We start from the raw sequence: 16,418 nt of genomic DNA on the forward strand, positions 1-16,418 counted from the left end.
GGTCTTGGCTACCATAGCGCAGGACGAACGGCGACTGCGTAGCTTTCCGGAGGTATCGGTGTCGCGGCGGTTTCAGGCAATACTCACGGGACCCTTGCTTTTTTTGACTTGAATCGGTATATCTCCCCTGTCAGCTCTGGTTGCAGCGTCAAGCTGCTGGTCGAGAGTGGGCCCCCCGGGGTCCGCTCTTTTTTATTGCTTGGACGCCGGAGCGTGCGGAGAGCCATGACAAACGAACGCGACAAGCGACTGATTACGGAAAGCGGCGTCGCCGCCCGAGTGGCGGCCATTGTCGAGCCTGTGATCGAGGATCTGGGCTTCAATCTCGTGCGGGTGCGGGTCACCGGCGCGAACGGATGCACCGTGCAGATCATGGCCGAAAGGCCGGACGGCACCATGTCGGTATCGGATTGCGAGACCGTGAGCCGCGCGATTTCGCCGGTTCTCGACCTTGAGGATCCCATCGCCACGGCCTATCACCTGGAAATCTCCTCGCCGGGGATCGACCGGCCGCTCGTGCGCGTCAGCGATTTCGAGCGCTGGGGCGGGTACGATGCGAAGGTGGAAATGGCCGCGCCGGTGGAAGGCCGCAAGCGTTTCCGGGGTCTCCTGCGGGGCGTCGAGGACGGCATGCTCGTGATCGAGTTGCCTGACGTTAAGGAAGGTCTCGAGCCCATCGCCCGCGTTCCCCTGACGGATATCGGCGAGGCGCACCTCGTTCTGACCGACGAACTGATCCGTGAATCGCTGCGCCGCGGAACGGCGCCGACCACGGACGATCTGGATGAAGACACGGATGTGGTCGATGCGCCCGACGAGCCGCAGGACCCGACCGATCAGAAGAAACCGAACTAAGGAGCGACCACGATGGCTATCAGTGCCAACAGGCTGGAACTCTTGCAGATCGCCGATGCGGTCGCGCGCGAAAAGGTGATCGACAAGCAGATCGTGCTCGACGCCATGGCGGACGCGATCGCCAAGGCGGCCCGGTCCCGCTACGGTGCCGAAACCGACATCCATGCAGAGATCAATTCGAAGACCGGCGAGCTGCGTCTGGCCCGCCACCTGCTCGTGGTCAACGACGGCGCCGTGGAGAACGATTCCCGCGAGATCGCCCTCGCCGAGGCCCGCACCCGCCACAATCCGGCAGCCCAGGTGGGCGACGTGATCGCCGACACCCTGCCGCCCTTCGATTTCGGCCGCATCGCGGCCCAGTCGGCCAAGCAGGTGATCGTCCAGAAGGTGCGCGACGCCGAGCGCGACCGGCAGTACCAGGAATACAAGGACCGGATCGGCGAGGTCGTGAACGGCGCGGTCAAGCGCGTCGAATACGGCAACGTGATCGTCGACCTCGGCCGGGGCGAGGCCATCATCCGCCGCGACGAGCTCATCCCCCGCGAGACCTTCCGCCCGGGCGACCGCATCCGCGCCTATCTCTTCGACGTGCGCCGCGAGGCCCGCGGGCCGCAGATCTTCCTGTCGCGCACCCACCCGCAGTTCATGGCGAAGCTCTTCGCCTCGGAAGTGCCGGAGATCTACGACGGGATCGTGTCCGTGCAGGCCGTCGCCCGCGACCCGGGCTCCCGCGCCAAGATCGCCGTGACCTCGCGCGATTCCTCCATCGACCCGGTCGGCGCCTGCGTCGGCATGCGCGGCTCCCGCGTTCAGGCGGTGGTCGGCGAATTGCAGGGCGAGAAGATCGACATCATTCCCTGGTCGCCCGATCAGGCGACCTTCATCGTCAACGCCCTGCAGCCGGCCGAGGTGGTCAAGGTGGTGCTGGACGAGGAGGCCGACCGCATCGAGGTGGTGGTGCCCGACGACCAGCTCTCGCTCGCCATCGGCCGCCGCGGCCAGAACGTGCGTCTGGCCTCGCAGCTCACCGGCTGGGACATCGACATCCTGACCGAGGCCGAGGAATCCGAGCGCCGCCAGAAGGAATTCGCCGAGCGCACCGAGCTGTTCATGAACGCCCTCGACGTGGACGAGGTGGTGGGCCAGCTCCTGGCGTCGGAAGGCTTCCGCTCCGTCGAAGAGATCGCCTATGTGGACGCGGGCGAAGTGGCCTCCATCGAGGGCTTCGACGAGGACACCGCGGCCGAGATCCAGAGCCGCGCCCAGGAATATCTCGCCCGCATCGAGGCCGAGAACGAGGGACGCCGCAAGGAACTCGGCGTCGCCGACGACCTGAAGGAGATCGACGGCGTCACGACCGCCATGCTGGTGGCCTTCGGCGAGAACGACATCAAGTCCGTCGAGGACCTGGCCGGCTGCGCCACCGACGATCTCGTCGGCTGGACCGAGGGCAGGGGGGCCGACGCGACCCGCTACAAGGGCGCGCTCGACGGCTTCGACGTCTCCCGCGCCGACGCGGAGAACATGATCATGGCCGCCCGCGTGAAGGCGGGCTGGATCGAGCAGCCGGAAGAGACGGTGGAGACCGAGGGATCGGCCGAAGAGGCTGAGACCGAGGCCCAACCGTCTTAACCCGGCGATGGCAAAGCGAGGTCAGCACCCGTGCCGCGGCATGAACCGGAGCGCACCTGCATCGTCACCCGCGAGGCGAAAGGCCCCGCGGAACTGATCCGCTTTGTCCTCGGGCCCGACCATCAGGTCGTGCCCGATCTCCGGCACAAGCTGCCGGGCCGCGGGGTCTGGGTCACGGCCCAGGCCAGCATGGTGGAAGAGGCGGCTAAACGTCGCCTCTTTTCCCGAGCCTTCAAGACCGACGCCAAGGCCCCCGAGACCCTCGCCCAGGACATCGACCGCATGCTCCGGGACGATCTCCGCCAGGGCTTGGCCCTGGCCAACAAGGCCGGTACGGTGATCACCGGCTTCTTCAAGGTCGAGTCGGCGATCACGGATAAGCCCATCGTTGCCCTTATTCATGCCGCAGAGGCGGCCGAAGATGGGCGAAGAAAATTGGCGAACCAGTTGCGAAAACGCCTCGGCGACGCAATATCTCACTTTCCGGTCATCCAAGACTTGTCGATCGACGAATTGGATTTGGCATTAGGCCGGTCACATGTGATACATGCTGCCCTCGTCGCGGGCGCTGGGAGCGACGGCTTTCTGAACCGCTGGCATCGTTACCGCTCCTTTGGCGGCCTCGATGCCGATCGAACTGGCCTCGGAAACGGGACCGGCGAACCCACGACTATGAAACCCGCAGGAACTGAGGCGGAATGACTGATACGAAAAACCAGGGCGACAAGACTCTCCATGTGTCGTCCAAGACGCTGTCTCTGAAGCGACCGGTCGAGCAAGGCACGGTGCGCCAAAGCTTTTCCCATGGCCGGTCGAAGTCGGTCGTGGTGGAGACGGTCAAGCGTCGCCCTGCTGTCGGTCCCGGGAGCGGGGCCAAAGATGAAAGACCCGCGCCGCAACAGGCCGCGGCACCCGTCAGCGCGCCCAAGCCGGCCGCTCCGGCTCCGAAGCCCGCAGCGCCGGCCCAGGGTGGTCGGCCGCAGCGCAGCGCTCCGAATACCCCCCGGTCCGGCGGAATGGTGCTCCAGACGCTCTCCGAGCAGGAGCGCGACGCGCGTATGAACGCGCTGGTCGATGCTCGTCGACGCGACGAGGAAGATCGCCGCCGTCAGGCTGAGGAAGTTGCCCGCCGCGCCGAGCGCGAGGCCGCCGAGGCCAAGGAGCGCGAAGCGGCCGAGGCCCGCAAGCACGAGGAAGAAGAGCGCCGTCGTCAGGACGAGGAGCGCAAGCGTCGTGCGGAGGAAGAGGCCCGCCGCCGTCTCGGCGAAGAGGCTCCGCGCCCGGCTTCCGCGTCGGCCCCGGCCGCACGCGGCCCTGCCCCGCGCTCCGATGCGCCCCGGTCGGATCGGCCGCGTTCGGACGGTCCCCGTCCGGCGGGCCGCTTCGATGGCCCGCGTCCCTCCGGACCACGCTCCGACGGTCCCCGTCCTGGCGGCTATCAGCGTCCCGGCGTCGGCACCACCGGCGGTCGTCCGCCGAGCCTGAACCACATGGCGCGCCCTGCCGCGCCGGTTGCGCCTGAGCCGGAAACCGCGAAGCCAAACGTTCGTACGGCTCCGCCCGTTGCTGCCCGTGCGGCCGTGATGGACGACGAGGAGGGTGCACGCACCATCCGCCGTCCTGGCGTCGCGGCCAAGCCCGCGGCTCTACCGAAAACGCCCAAGACGGCTCCCGGTGAAGAGAAGCGCCGTGGCCGCCTGACCCTGGCTAACGCGACCTCCGGCGAAGACGAGCGTACCCGCTCGCTCGCCTCCTTCCGCCGCCGCAACCAGCGTCTCATGGGCCACCGTCAGGTGGAGCAGAAGGAAAAGATCGCCCGCGAGGTGACCATTCCCGAGACGATCACCATCCAGGAGCTCGCCAACCGCATGTCGGAGCGCGCCGTGGACGTGATCAAGTTCCTGATGAAGCAGGGACAGATGCACAAGATCACCGACGTGATCGACGCCGATACGGCGCAGATCGTCGCGGAAGAGCTTGGACACACGGTGAAGCGCGTCGCGGAAGCGGACGTTGAGGAAGGCCTCTTCGACACCCCGGATACGGACGACAACCTGTCGGCCCGTCCTCCCGTCGTGACCATCATGGGCCACGTCGACCACGGCAAGACCTCGCTGCTCGACGCGATCCGCAAGACCAACGTGGTCTCCGGCGAGGCCGGCGGCATCACGCAGCATATCGGCGCCTACCAGGTGACCTCTCCGCTCGGCGGCAAGATCACCTTCATCGACACGCCCGGCCACGCGGCCTTCACGGCCATGCGCGCCCGCGGCGCCAAGGTGACGGACATCGTCGTCCTGGTGGTGGCTGCCGATGACGGCGTCATGCCGCAGACCATCGAGGCGATCAACCACGCGCAGGCGGCCGGCGTGCCGCTGATCGTGGCGATCAACAAGGTGGACAAGCCCGACGCCAACCCGCAGCGGGTCCGCACCGAGCTGCTGCAGCATTCCATCGTGGTGGAATCCATGGGCGGCGAGACGCTCGAATTCGAGGTGTCGGCCAAGACCGGCCAAGGTCTCGAGACCCTGCTCGAAGGCCTCCAGCTCCAGGCCGAAATCCTCGAGCTCAAGGCCAATGCCGAGCGGTCGGCCGAAGGCACCGTCATCGAGGCGAAACTCGATCGCGGCCGCGGTCCCGTCGCCACCGTGCTCGTTCAGCGCGGCACACTCCACACCGGCGACATCGTCGTGGCCGGCGCCGAATGGGGTCGCGTGCGTGCTCTGATCAACGATCTCGGCGCCAACGTGAAGGAGGCAGGTCCCTCCGTTCCCGTCGAGGTGCTGGGCTTCAACGGAACGCCCGAGGCCGGCGACCGCGTCGCGGTGGTCGAGTCCGAGGCCCGCGCCCGCGAGGTCACCGAGTACCGGACGCGCCAGAAGCGCGAGCGTCAGGCGGCTCGCATGGGTTCGGCCGGACGCACGCTGGTGGACATGATGCGCGACCTCAAGGCCGGAGCGGGCCGCAAGGAATTCCCGCTCGTGGTCCGTGCGGACGTGCAGGGCTCGGCCGAAGCGATCGTCGGTGCTCTCGAGAAGGTGGGCAACGAGGAAGTCGCAGCCCGCATCGTCCAGGCGGGCGTCGGCGGCATCTCGGAATCCGATGTCACCCTGGCGGAAGCCTCGGGCGCCATCATCCTGGCCTTCAACGTGCGCGCCCATAAGGAAGCACGCGAGGCGGCCGAGCGTGCCGGCATCGAGATCCGCTACTACAACATCATCTACGACCTCGTGGATGACGTGAAGGCGGCCATGTCCGGCCTGCTCGCTCCGACCCTGCGCGAGGAGCGGCTCGGCGAAGCCCAGGTCCTCGAGGTGTTCAACGTCTCGAAGGTCGGCAAGATCGCCGGCTGCCGCGTCCTCGACGGCGTGGTCCAGCGCGGCGCCCATGTCCGCCTGATCCGCGACAACGTGGTCATCCACGAAGGCAAGCTCTCGCAGCTCAAGCGCTTCAAGGACGATGCCCGCGAAGTCACCTCGGGTCAGGAATGCGGTATGTCCTTCGAGAACTACCAGGACATGCGCGTCGGCGATCTCATCGAGTGCTATCGCGTGGAAGAGGTGAAGCGGACGCTCTGATCCGCTTCACGCCTTCGACACTAAAACGATGTGCGATCACCGGGCTCGTCCCGGTGATCGCGCTTTCATGGACAGAGTTCCCGTCGCAATGAGGTGACCGCCCGCACGGGCCACGGCACCTCGCATCCCGGTCCGGTCCAATCCCGGAGAAGAAAAATGGCTAAACGTTTCGAACAAACCACAGGGCCTTCCCAGCGCCAGCAGCGCGTCGCCGAGCTCGTCCGACACGCCCTCGCCGAGGTCCTCTCCCGCGGAGACTTCCAGGACGACGTGCTGACGAAGAACGTCATCACCATTCCCGAGGTGCGCATGTCGCCCGACCTCAAGCTCGCCACCGCCTACGTCATGCCGCTCGGCGGCAAGGACGAGGACGCGGTGATCCGTGCGCTGGAGAAGAACAGGAAGGTTCTGCGCCAGGAGGTCGCCCGTCGAGTCAACCTGAAATTCGCCCCTGACCTGCGCTTCCGCCGCGACGAAAGCTTCGACGAGGCCGCTCGCATCGACTCGCTGCTGCGCTCCGAGCGCGTGGCGCGCGACACGGCGAAGCCGGCCACCGATATTTCCGACGACGACAGCGAGCAGGAATCATGAGCGAAGAACGCCCGCAGCGGCGGCCGCACGGCGACCGTCCGAAGAAGCGCGACGTCAACGGATGGATCATCCTCGACAAGGGCGTCGGCATGACCTCGACCCATGCGGTCGCCATGGTCAAACGCGGCCTCTCGGCCAAGAAGGCCGGCCATGCCGGCACCCTCGATCCGCTCGCCTCCGGCATTCTGCCGATTGCCCTCGGAGAGGCGACCAAGACGGTGCCCTTCGTCATGGACGGGCGCAAATCCTACGTGTTCACCGTGGCCTGGGGCTCTGAGACGACCACCGACGACACCGAAGGCGACGTGGTCGAGACGACGGACAAGCTGCCGGACCCGTCCGAGATCGAGGCCTTCCTGCCCCGGTTCACCGGCCAGGTGCAGCAGGTGCCACCTCGGTTTTCCGCCATCAAGATCCAGGGCGAGCGGGCCTATGATCTCGCTCGGGACGGCGAGGTCGTGGAGCTGCAGCCGCGCACGGTGGAAATCGACCGCCTGGCCCTGATCCACCACGAGGGCAACCGCTCCGTGATCGAGGCCGATTGCGGCAAGGGCACCTATGTCCGCGCCATCGCGCGGGATCTCGGCCGCGCCCTGGGCTGCCTCGGCCATATCGCCGCCCTGCGGCGCACCCGCGTGGGCCCGTTCACCGAGCACGACGCCGTCGCCGTGGACGACCTCGCCACCGATCCGGCGGCCCTGCGCCCGGTGGAGATCGCGCTCAGCGAGATTCCCTCGATCGCCGTGAGCCGAGACATGGCGGGACGCCTGATGCGCGGTCAGTCCATCATCCTGCGCGGCCGCGAGACGCCTCTGTCCGGGAAGGTTTATGCTACCTGCAACGGCGTCCTCATCGCGGTCGGCGACGTGGAGCGCGGCGAGCTGGTGCCCCACCGGGTGTTCAACCTGGGCGGTTGAAGGCTTTTCACGATCTCATCGCCGGCCCTGCGCCGGTGATCTCGTCTCAATAACGAAACGGCCGGGACAAGCCCGGCCATGACGTCGTGAAGAGCCGGCAAGCCTACCGGTCCGCCTTCAGACCCTGCGCCTCGCGCATCAGGTATTTCTGCGTGATCGGCACGATCTGGTCACGGATCAGCTGGGCGGTCTTCTGCTCCTCGCGCAGGGTCTCCTCGAGCGCCGGAACGAAGCGCTGGTGCCCGGAAGCCTCGGCCATGGCGATCAGCGACGTATAGGCGGCGATCTCGAAATTCTCGAAAGCATGATTGGCGAAGGTGTTCTTGATCACCTCGTCGGCCATCGGCATGTGGCCGGCAGCCGCCATGTTGGCCATGAATTGCGTCGCCATGTCCTTTAGGATCGAGCGGTCCTCGCCGAAATTGTGCAGGATCTCGTCGAGGCGGCGGATCTGTCCTTCCGTCTCGGCGATGTGCGTCTTCAGGATCTGGGACATCTCCGGATAGTTCTCGAAACGCTCGACCTGGCGCCGCATGAGCTGGAGCGCTTCCTTCTCGAGCGCATGGGCGTTCTGAACGCCCGTGATGAAGACGTTCTTGACGGTCTCGGAGGACGCGAGATCGGCTGTGGTGGCAACCATGCTGTGGGCTTCCTATATTGGGGGTGTCTGGCTCACCAACCATGGCCCCCGAGACTTGTTCCGCCAGGAACCCTCCCGACAGGAACCCGCCCGATCCGCGCATCCTATTGCCCTGCTTGGGAAAAACGATTTCACTGGCACTTGGATGCTTTTCGTGTATGGTGCGCCATCTTTTCGGACGAAACACTCCGAAAGACGCGTCCGAGCTCGGACCGCGCTGGACGACATCCCGGCCCGGCCCTTCCGGATGCCCCGGACCCGAAGCCCTGAAGGCACAAGGTCTCCTGACAAAACCAACCTGAAAGGATTGACGATGTCGATTACGGCTGAGCGCAAGAACGCGCTCGTTAAGGAATTCGCCCAGAAGGCTGGCGACACCGGCTCCCCCGAGGTGCAGGTCGCCATTCTGACCGAGCGGATCAACAACCTGACCGGTCACTTCAAGACCCACGCCAAGGACAACCATTCCCGTCGTGGCCTTCTGAAGCTCGTGTCGTCGCGCCGTTCGCTTCTCGACTATCTGAAGAAGAAGGACGAGAACCGCTACAAGGTGCTGATCGAGAAGCTCGGCATCCGCCGCTAAGCTTTTTCGAAAAACTCCCGTCCGGAGCCCGGCTCCGGACGGTTTCTCCAACACTGCGAGGCTTCACGCCCGGTGTATCTTAAGGAGGCGGCAGACACGATGACCATGGCAGGATCGCAAGGGGCTTGTAAGGCTGGTTTACCCACCGTCACGAGCCTCTTGCCGTCTTGCTCATGGCATCGAGCCCCCGCCCCGCTGTCATGAAAGACATGCCATGTTCGATATTCAACGCGAAGAACTGATCTGGGCCGGGCGCAAGCTCGTGCTCGAAACGGGCAAGATGGCCCGCCAGGCCGACGGCGCCGTCGTCGCCACCTACGGTGAAACCACCGTTCTCGCCACCGTCGTGTCGGCCAAGGAGCCGAAGGCCGGCGTCGACTTCTTCCCGCTCACGGTGAACTACCAGGAGCGCACCTACGCGGCCGGCCGCATCCCGGGCGGCTACTTCAAGCGCGAAGGCCGTCCGACCGAGAAGGAGACCCTGGTCTCCCGCCTCATCGACCGTCCCATCCGCCCCCTCTTCGTCGAGGGTTACAAGAACGACACCCAGGTCGTCGTGACCGTGCTCTCGCACGATCTCGAGAATGATCCGGACGTCGTCGCCATGGTGGCGGCCTCCGCCGCCCTGACCCTCTCGGGCGTTCCCTTCATGGGCCCGGTGGGCGCGGCCCGCGTCGGCTATATCGGCGGCCAGTACAAGCTGAACCCGCCGATCCAGGAGATGGAGCAGTCGGCTCTCGACCTCGTGGTCGCCGGCACGTCCGAAGCCGTGCTCATGGTCGAGTCCGAGGCGAAGGAACTGCCCGAGGACGTGATGCTCGGCGCCGTGATGTTCGGTCACAAGCACTTCCAGCCGGTCATCGAGGCCATCATCCGCCTCGCCGAGAAGGCCGCCAAGGAGCCGCGCGACTATCAGCCGGCCGATGTGTCCGAGGTGGAGCAGGCCGTGCTCGCCATCGCCGAGGCCGATCTGCGCGAAGCCTACAAGCTCACCAAGAAGCAGGACCGCTATGCCGCCGTCGACGCCGTGAAGGCGAAGGTGATGGATGCGCTGGTCCCGGCCGACGGCGAAGCGAAGTTCGATCCGGAGAAGGTCAAGGCGGTCTTCAAGGAAGCTCAGGCCAAGGTCGTGCGCTGGAACATCCTCGATACCGGCACCCGCATCGACGGCCGCGACCTCAAGACGGTCCGTCCGATCCTGTCGGAAGTCGGCGTTCTGCCCCGCACCCACGGTTCGGCCGTGTTCACCCGCGGCGAGACCCAGGCTCTGGTCGTGACCACGCTCGGCACCGGCGAGGACGAGCAGTTCATCGACGAGCTGGAGGGCACCCGCAAGGAAACCTTCCTGCTGCACTACAACTTCCCGCCCTATTCCGTCGGTGAGACGGGCCGCATGGGCTCGCCCGGCCGCCGCGAAATCGGCCACGGCAAGCTTGCCTGGCGCGCCATCCACCCGATGCTGCCGCCGTCCCACGAGTTCCCCTACACGATCCGCGTCGTGTCGGAGATCACCGAGTCGAACGGCTCCTCGTCCATGGCGTCGGTCTGCGGCGGCTCCCTGTCGCTGATGGATGCGGGCGTTCCCCTGCGCCGTCCGGTGGCGGGCATCGCCATGGGGCTCATCCTCGAGGGTGAGCGCTTCGCGGTCCTGTCCGACATCCTCGGCGACGAGGATCACCTCGGCGACATGGACTTCAAGGTGGCCGGCACGGACCAGGGCATCACCTCGCTCCAGATGGACATCAAGATCGCCGGCATCACCGAGGAGATCATGCGCGTCGCGCTCGATCAGGCCAAGGACGGTCGCGGTCACATCCTGGCCGAGATGAACAAGGCCCTGACGGCTCCGCGCGCCGAGCTCGGCGAGCATGCTCCGCGCATCGAGACCATGCAGATCCCGGTCGACAAGATCCGCGAAGTCATCGGTTCGGGCGGCAAGGTCATCCGCGAGATCGTGGAGAAGACCGGCGCGAAGATCGACATCAACGACGACGGCCTCATCAAGATCGCATCCGCCGACGGCAAGTCGATCAAGGCGGCCTACAACTGGATCCGCTCCATCGTCGCCGAGCCCGAGGTCAACGTGATCTATGACGGCACGGTCGTGAAGGTGATGGAATTCGGCGCCTTCGTGAACTTCTTCGGTTCCCGCGACGGCCTCGTGCACATCTCGGAGCTCGCCAAGAACCGCGTCGGCAAGGTCACGGACGTGGTCAAGGAAGGCGACAAGGTGAAGGTGAAGTTCCTCGGCATGGACGAGCGCGGCAAGGTCCGTCTCTCCATGAAGGTCGTCAACCAGGAGACCGGCGAGGACATCACCGAGCAGCTCAAGGCCGAGCGTGACGCCGAACGCGCCCAGCGCGATCAGCAGAAGGCGAACGCCGGCGAGTAAGATCGCTCGACGCTTCAAGTCAAAAGAAAGCGCGGTGAAAGCCGCGCTTTTTTATTGCCCCGGTGGAGAGCCGGCGCGACCGGATGAGCAAACCTCTGTCACGGTCGGCACGAGGTCGGCGACGGGTGGGCGATGCTCCAACCTTAGACAAGTGGGCTCATTTCAGCGGCAGATAGATGTCCGTCCGCAGATGGGTCGGCGGTGTATCGCGCGGGCTGTTGAGGTATTCCTCGAAGATCGGCGCATCCGCGGCCTCGCGACCGGACGATGGCAGCCATTGGCCGAAGAGCCAATCATAGGCGGCACGCATGTCGCCGTAAGGACCTTTGTACTTCAGCACCGCATGATCGCCGCCCAGGATGTGCGAGGTGAAAAGGGGCGCCTCGACCGCCGGGACTCCACCGACAACGGCGGCATGCGATCTCAACTCGGCTTCGGGAACGCTCGTGGGATCGTCAAGATAAACACCCACCATGCGAAGGTCCGGCCGAAGCAGGTTACGTTGCGCGAGTGTCGTGAACAGCAGATCGAAGCTCTTGCCGATGGTCATATAGGGGCCGCGGTGCTCCACGGCGATCAGTGTTCTGGGTGCTATAGGCGTGATGCCGACATCGTACACGACATGAGCTCCTCGCAGGGTGTTGGCCTTGAAGACGGAATGACCTCCGATGTCGCGATACTTGGCTGGCGGCAGGCCGAAAGCTGCATTGAAGGCGCGGGTGAACGAGGCTTGGCTGTCATAACCGGCTCGCTCCGCCACCTTCGCGATCGACACGGCTGTGTGAGCCAGATCGGCGGCCGCCCGCTGCAGCCTCAAGCGCCGGACGGTCGCGGCAACCGTTTCGCCGAAATGGGCGTGATAGATCCGGTGCCAATGGTAGGGTGAGAGGCACGCAATGCCGGCGAGCACATCGAGATTGAGTTCCTCATCCAGATGGTCGTGGATGTAGGCCGATACCCGTGTGAGGCGGCTTGCATAGCATTCCGAGGTCGCTTGTTCCATGCGCGGCATCTGCTTTGAGGTTGTTGATCGAACCTTAAGCAGAACGCCTTTGATAAATCCTGCTGTTTTGCCTTAGCGCACGAGGCCGTCCGCCTTCGGAATGATCCAGCTCCCCAGAGGCGCGGCCCGTCCCCTGATCTGGACGATCTGCCTGTCGCGGCCGGAGAGGTCGAGGGCGGCACGGGTGGCGAGGTCTTCGGAGATGACGAGTTCGACGTCGAGCTCCTTGGCGAGCCCTTCCAGGCGGCTCGCGGCGTTGATGGTGTCGCCCACGGCGGTGAGGCTCGTGGCCTGGCCGTAGCCCATCTGCCCGACGATGGCAGGGCCTGCATGAAGGCCCATGGCGATCTTCAGCGGGTGCTCGAATTCGCTCGCGTATTCCTCGTTGAGATGCTCAAGCGCCGCCTTGATCCGGAGCGCCGCATCGAGGGCCTGCTTGGCGGCCTGCTGCGGCGTGGTCCTGAGGCCGAACAAGGCGAGCACGCCATCGCCGATGAACTTGTCGATGTAGCCGCCCGCATCCTCGACGGATTCGCCCACCGCTTCGAAATAGCGGTTGAGGATGAAGACCGTGTCGAAGGGCAGGCGCCGCTCCGCGAGGCTCGTGAAGCCGCGCAGGTCGCAGAACAGCACGGCGATCTCCTGCTCCTGCCCCTGGGCCCTGCCGCCCCGCACGAGCGAGGCCACACCGTTGCGCCCGGTGGACAGGATCGGCACCACCGAGACGTCGTGGGTTGGCCGGAACTGGCAAGCGAGCCGCACGTTCGGGCCTGCCTTGATGCGCGCCAGCGTGCCGCGTTCCTGGGCCGAGGGCGGCGGTTGCCGCTGGAGACCTTCCAGCACCCGCACGCGGCAGGTGGAACAGCGTCCCCTGCCGCCGCAGACGGCCACATGCGGGATGCCGGCGATTCGGCTTGCCTCGAGCACGCTGAACCCCTGCGGCACGGTCGCAACCCGGTCGTTGGGATAGAAGACGCGCACCCGCCGCGACCACAAAAGACCACTGCGGATGAAACGGGCCGCGACCGTCGCCACGATCGCTCCTCCGAAGAAGGCATAAAGGACAGGGCCGGCCATGGGCAGAATAGCGGAGGCGGGTGGTGTCGGGATTGGGCCGAAGCGCTCGGGTGCGTCCGCGATCTCCCGTCCCGCCTCCGCGAAGCCGAGCAGCGCCAGGACCGGGATGAGGAGCGCGCCCGTGTAGAGAAAGAGCGCCGAACGTGGAAACCAGGTTTTCGGGCGCAGCCAGAAATAGATCCCGAGGCATCCGTGCAGCCAGGCGATCACGAGAGCCAAAGCCTGCCGGGCCCCGATCTCGGGATTGTGAATCCACAGATTGCGAACCACCTCCGGATAGCCCGAGTTGTGGCCGGTCAGGGCCCATTCCACCCGGGTCCCGACCACATGGGCGATCAACAGGAACGGCAGGCTCAGGCCCAGGGTCAGCTGGGCCGCCTCGCGGACCGGCATGCGCAAGGTCCGCCGCCGGTAGAGGGCCAAGAGCGCCAGCAAGAAATGCGTCAGAACGGAGCCGTACAGGAGCAGGGTGCCGACCGGATTCCGCCACAGGCCGTTGAACCAGACGCGTCCGGCCTCCATGGCCTCGACCGAGACGAGACCGAGGGCGTGGTTGGAGAAATGGGTGAGCAGAAAGGCACCCAGGACAAGGCCCGTGACCAAGCGGATCTCTCGCGTCCGGATTGCCATCTCGGAGACAGGTGCTTCCGGTGCCAATCTGCTTTGTAAGCTGTTCATACGCGTCTTTCACTCGGGCTCGGTCACGCTTGAGCCCGAATGCTATGGCTTTCAAGCTTGCCTGCGCCTATGCACTTGCACCAAGGTGCGGATTGTCAAATCACGATCCCCGGACCGGCCCCCGAGACATGCCCGACACCATCACCACCCTGCCCGAACTCGAATCCCTCTATGGCGAGGTCAACAAGGCCTCGGTCCTGAAGGAGACGGACAGGATCGTTCCCGAGTACCGGGCCTTCATTGAGGTCGCGCCCTTCGTGGCGCTGGCCACAAGCGGGCCGGAAGGACTCGATTGCTCGCCCCGCGGCGACGGACCGGGCTTCGTGCGGGTGCGGGACGAGAAAACCCTGCTCCTGCCAGACCGCCGCGGCAACAACCGCATCGATTCCCTGCGCAATATCGTACGCAATCCGAGCGTTGGGCTGCTGTTCCTGATTCCAGGCATCGGCGAGACCCTGCGCGTCAACGGCCGCGCCGTGATCTCGGTCGAGCCTGCCCTGCTCGAGAGCTTCGCCATCGACGGCAAGGCGCCGAAATCGGTGGTCGCGATCACGGTCGATACCGTGTTTTTCCAATGCGCCCGCGCGATCCTGCGGTCGGAACTGTGGAATCCGGAAAAGCATGTGGCGCGCGGCTCATTGCCGAGTGCAGGCCAGATCCTCGCGGCTCTGAGCCCTGAGCGTTTCGACGGCGAGGCTTACGACAAGGCACTGCCCGAACGGCAGAAGACGACGCTGTACTAGAGCATCGTGCGGCCCTCTGGGTCCGCGTCGAACCATGGGCTTTTCCAAAGGTGGAACATCGGGCGTCGATTCGCATTCACGCCCGATGCTTCGAAACCCGCCCTTTCGTCATGCTGCGTGCGACCGGGCCTTCTATTGGGTCTTCGCGGACGACAAGGATTGGGCCGTCTGCAGATGGTTCTGCAGCGTCGGCAGGGTCTCGCTGGCATAGGACGCGGCAGGATCGTTCTGGCGCTTCGATTCTCGCTCGTATTCGGCGACATCCTTCTTGTGGTCGGCCACCATGTCCTTGATGAACTCGCGGTCGAAGGCGGCGCCCGAGAGCTTCGAGAGCTTCTGGTAGACCGCCTTCTGCTCCTTGCCGGGCTCGGTCGGCGGCGTCACGTTGAGGGAGCTTGCCACGGACATGGCTTTCTCGTTCGCGGCGGAATGATCCGTCTCGAGCTGTCGGCCGAAATTCTTGACGCCGTCGCTGGCGCCCTTCTGCTGGGCGAGCTGACCCACGGCGACCTCGCCGAGGTTGCCCTCGATCGCCTTCTTGATGAAGGCCTGGTTCGGCTGGTCCTTGGCGAGAGCGTAAGACGAACCCGCCAGGGCCGCCGCGATACTGAGGCTCAAGAGAAGCTTCTTTGACATGATGCACCTTGTTCGAACGGAACGGTTCTCGATACGCATCACAGGTAAGCCATGAACGACCGCAGGGCGGCCCGGTTCCCGGATAGTCGATCCGCCCGAGCGATCCACATAATTTGGCCGCCGGCCCTTTACGCTTCGCTCGCCTGCGGTCAAAAGGGCAGCTTCACCGACTGGAAAGAGGCACGTCATGACGATTCAACGCATCAAGCCGGGCCCGCGCATGAGCGGCGCGGTCGTTCACGGCAACACGGTCTATCTCGCCGGCCAGGTCGCCAGCCAGAGCGCCGGGCAAAGCGTGACCGAGCAGACCAAGGAGATCCTCTCGATCATCGACAGCCTCCTGGCGGAAGCCGGAACCGACAAGTCGAAGATCCTGATGGCCAATATCTGGATCACCGACATGAGCACGTTCCAGGAGATGAACGCCGTGTGGGATGCCTGGGTTTCCCCCGGTAACACGCCCGCCCGCGCCACCGTCGAGGCGAAGCTCGCCGCCCCGGCCTTCAAGGTCGAGATCGCCGTCATCGCGGCGAAGTAATTTCTAAAAAGAAGCGGGCCGCCGGGCCCGCTTCGTTCATTCACGCTTTGCTGAAGTTACGGGCAGGGATGGCGCAGGCCATCGTAGCCGAGATAGGTGCCCGAAGCCGGGTCGTAGGACTTGAAGCGCTGGGCGCAATAGCCGGCCGCGCTGCCACCCGGAGCCACGTAGGTCGGAGCGGCCTGAGCCTGCGACTGGGCGATGGCGCCGCCGATGATGGCGCCCGTCGCGAGACCCAGGGCGCCCGCTGCCAGGGCGTTGCCATTGTTGCGACGGTAGTAGTAGCCGCGGTCGCCGTAATAGCGGCGCGGCGCGTAATAGCGGCGATCCACGTAGCGCGGGCCGCCACGGTAATAACGGCGATACTGCACGTAATCGGATCCTACCTCGCCCTTCTTTATCGCGGCCGCGAGTTCCTTGACGGGAGCCGTCTGCGCCTCGGCGGCGGAAGCCGGAGCGGCAAGGCCAAAGGTACCAAGGGCCGCCGCGGCGACAGCGGCCATAACAAACTTACGCATGAGCTAACTCCTCCAATCGTTGGAGGCGAACGCCCTT

At 65.4% G+C, this 16,418-nt stretch carries 15 protein-coding genes; 10 read left to right on the forward strand and 5 right to left on the reverse strand.

Annotated features, from left to right (window positions below; translation table 11 throughout):
• Positions 1-225 precede the first annotated feature (225 nt).
• The 6 genes from rimP to truB all read left to right on the forward strand — a co-directional run bounded on the left by rimP (position 226) and on the right by truB (position 7,573).
• Complete coding sequence (gene rimP, locus U0023_RS08315) at positions 226-855, forward strand: ribosome maturation factor RimP (RefSeq protein ID WP_009490685.1); 630 nt, start codon at positions 226-228, stop codon at positions 853-855.
• Positions 856-867: 12 nt separating this feature from the next.
• Positions 868-2,487, forward strand: coding sequence for a transcription termination factor NusA (nusA, locus tag U0023_RS08320; RefSeq protein WP_009490686.1), 1,620 nt, complete (start codon positions 868-870; stop codon positions 2,485-2,487).
• 30 nt (positions 2,488-2,517) lie between these two features.
• A complete protein-coding gene (locus tag U0023_RS08325; protein ID WP_009490687.1) occupies positions 2,518-3,189 on the forward strand; it encodes an RNA-binding protein in 672 nt (223 codons plus the stop codon).
• A complete protein-coding gene (gene infB / locus U0023_RS08330; RefSeq protein ID WP_009490688.1) occupies positions 3,186-6,065 on the forward strand; it encodes a translation initiation factor IF-2 in 2,880 nt (959 codons plus the stop codon). The genes U0023_RS08325 and infB overlap by 4 nt, the downstream gene beginning before the upstream one ends.
• Before the next feature lie 156 nt (positions 6,066-6,221).
• Positions 6,222-6,656, forward strand: coding sequence for a 30S ribosome-binding factor RbfA (gene rbfA / locus U0023_RS08335; protein WP_009490689.1), 435 nt, complete (start codon positions 6,222-6,224; stop codon positions 6,654-6,656).
• Positions 6,653-7,573, forward strand: coding sequence for a tRNA pseudouridine(55) synthase TruB (gene truB, locus U0023_RS08340; protein WP_009490690.1), 921 nt, complete (start codon positions 6,653-6,655; stop codon positions 7,571-7,573). The genes rbfA and truB overlap by 4 nt, the downstream gene beginning before the upstream one ends.
• Positions 7,574-7,676: 103 nt before the next feature.
• Here truB and U0023_RS08345 read toward each other — a convergent pair whose 3' ends face one another.
• The gene (locus U0023_RS08345) at positions 7,677-8,213 is read right to left on the reverse strand and encodes a ferritin-like domain-containing protein (protein ID WP_009490691.1); all 537 of its coding nucleotides are present in this window, start codon (positions 8,211-8,213) and stop codon (positions 7,677-7,679) included.
• Between the two features lie 313 nt (positions 8,214-8,526).
• Between U0023_RS08345 and rpsO the strand changes: the two genes are divergently transcribed.
• On the forward strand, positions 8,527-8,796 hold the full coding sequence (rpsO, locus tag U0023_RS08350; protein WP_009490692.1) for a 30S ribosomal protein S15: 270 nt from the start codon (positions 8,527-8,529) through the stop codon (positions 8,794-8,796).
• Positions 8,797-9,010: 214 nt separating this feature from the next.
• Positions 9,011-11,188 (forward strand): polyribonucleotide nucleotidyltransferase, encoded by a 2,178-nt coding sequence (pnp, locus tag U0023_RS08355; RefSeq protein WP_009490693.1) that lies wholly within the window; start codon positions 9,011-9,013, stop codon positions 11,186-11,188.
• 157 nt (positions 11,189-11,345) lie between these two features.
• On the opposite strand, the gene U0023_RS08360 is transcribed toward pnp, so the two are convergent.
• Entirely contained in the window at positions 11,346-12,191 is an 846-nt protein-coding gene (locus U0023_RS08360; RefSeq protein ID WP_009490694.1) for an AraC family transcriptional regulator, read from the reverse strand.
• A gap of 72 nt (positions 12,192-12,263) precedes the next feature.
• On the reverse strand, positions 12,264-13,898 hold the full coding sequence (locus U0023_RS08365) for an adenylate/guanylate cyclase domain-containing protein (RefSeq protein WP_009490695.1): 1,635 nt from the start codon (positions 13,896-13,898) through the stop codon (positions 12,264-12,266).
• Positions 13,899-14,074: 176 nt separating this feature from the next.
• Between U0023_RS08365 and U0023_RS08370 the strand changes: the two genes are divergently transcribed.
• On the forward strand, positions 14,075-14,689 hold the full coding sequence (locus U0023_RS08370; protein WP_040638239.1) for a pyridoxamine 5'-phosphate oxidase family protein: 615 nt from the start codon (positions 14,075-14,077) through the stop codon (positions 14,687-14,689).
• Between the two features lie 132 nt (positions 14,690-14,821).
• On the opposite strand, the gene U0023_RS08375 is transcribed toward U0023_RS08370, so the two are convergent.
• Positions 14,822-15,325, reverse strand: a complete 504-nt coding sequence (locus U0023_RS08375; RefSeq protein ID WP_009490697.1) for a DUF4142 domain-containing protein — start codon at positions 15,323-15,325, stop codon at positions 14,822-14,824.
• A gap of 187 nt (positions 15,326-15,512) precedes the next feature.
• Between U0023_RS08375 and U0023_RS08380 the strand changes: the two genes are divergently transcribed.
• On the forward strand, positions 15,513-15,863 hold the full coding sequence (locus tag U0023_RS08380) for a RidA family protein (RefSeq protein ID WP_009490698.1): 351 nt from the start codon (positions 15,513-15,515) through the stop codon (positions 15,861-15,863).
• Between the two features lie 56 nt (positions 15,864-15,919).
• Here the strand turns inward: U0023_RS08380 and U0023_RS08385 are convergent, their stop codons facing one another.
• Positions 15,920-16,381, reverse strand: a complete 462-nt coding sequence (locus tag U0023_RS08385) for a BA14K family protein (RefSeq protein ID WP_009490699.1) — start codon at positions 16,379-16,381, stop codon at positions 15,920-15,922.
• Positions 16,382-16,418: the final 37 nt, after the last annotated feature.

The organism is Microvirga lotononidis (genome assembly GCF_034627025.1).
GTDB classification, from domain to species: domain Bacteria; phylum Pseudomonadota; class Alphaproteobacteria; order Rhizobiales; family Beijerinckiaceae; genus Microvirga; species Microvirga lotononidis.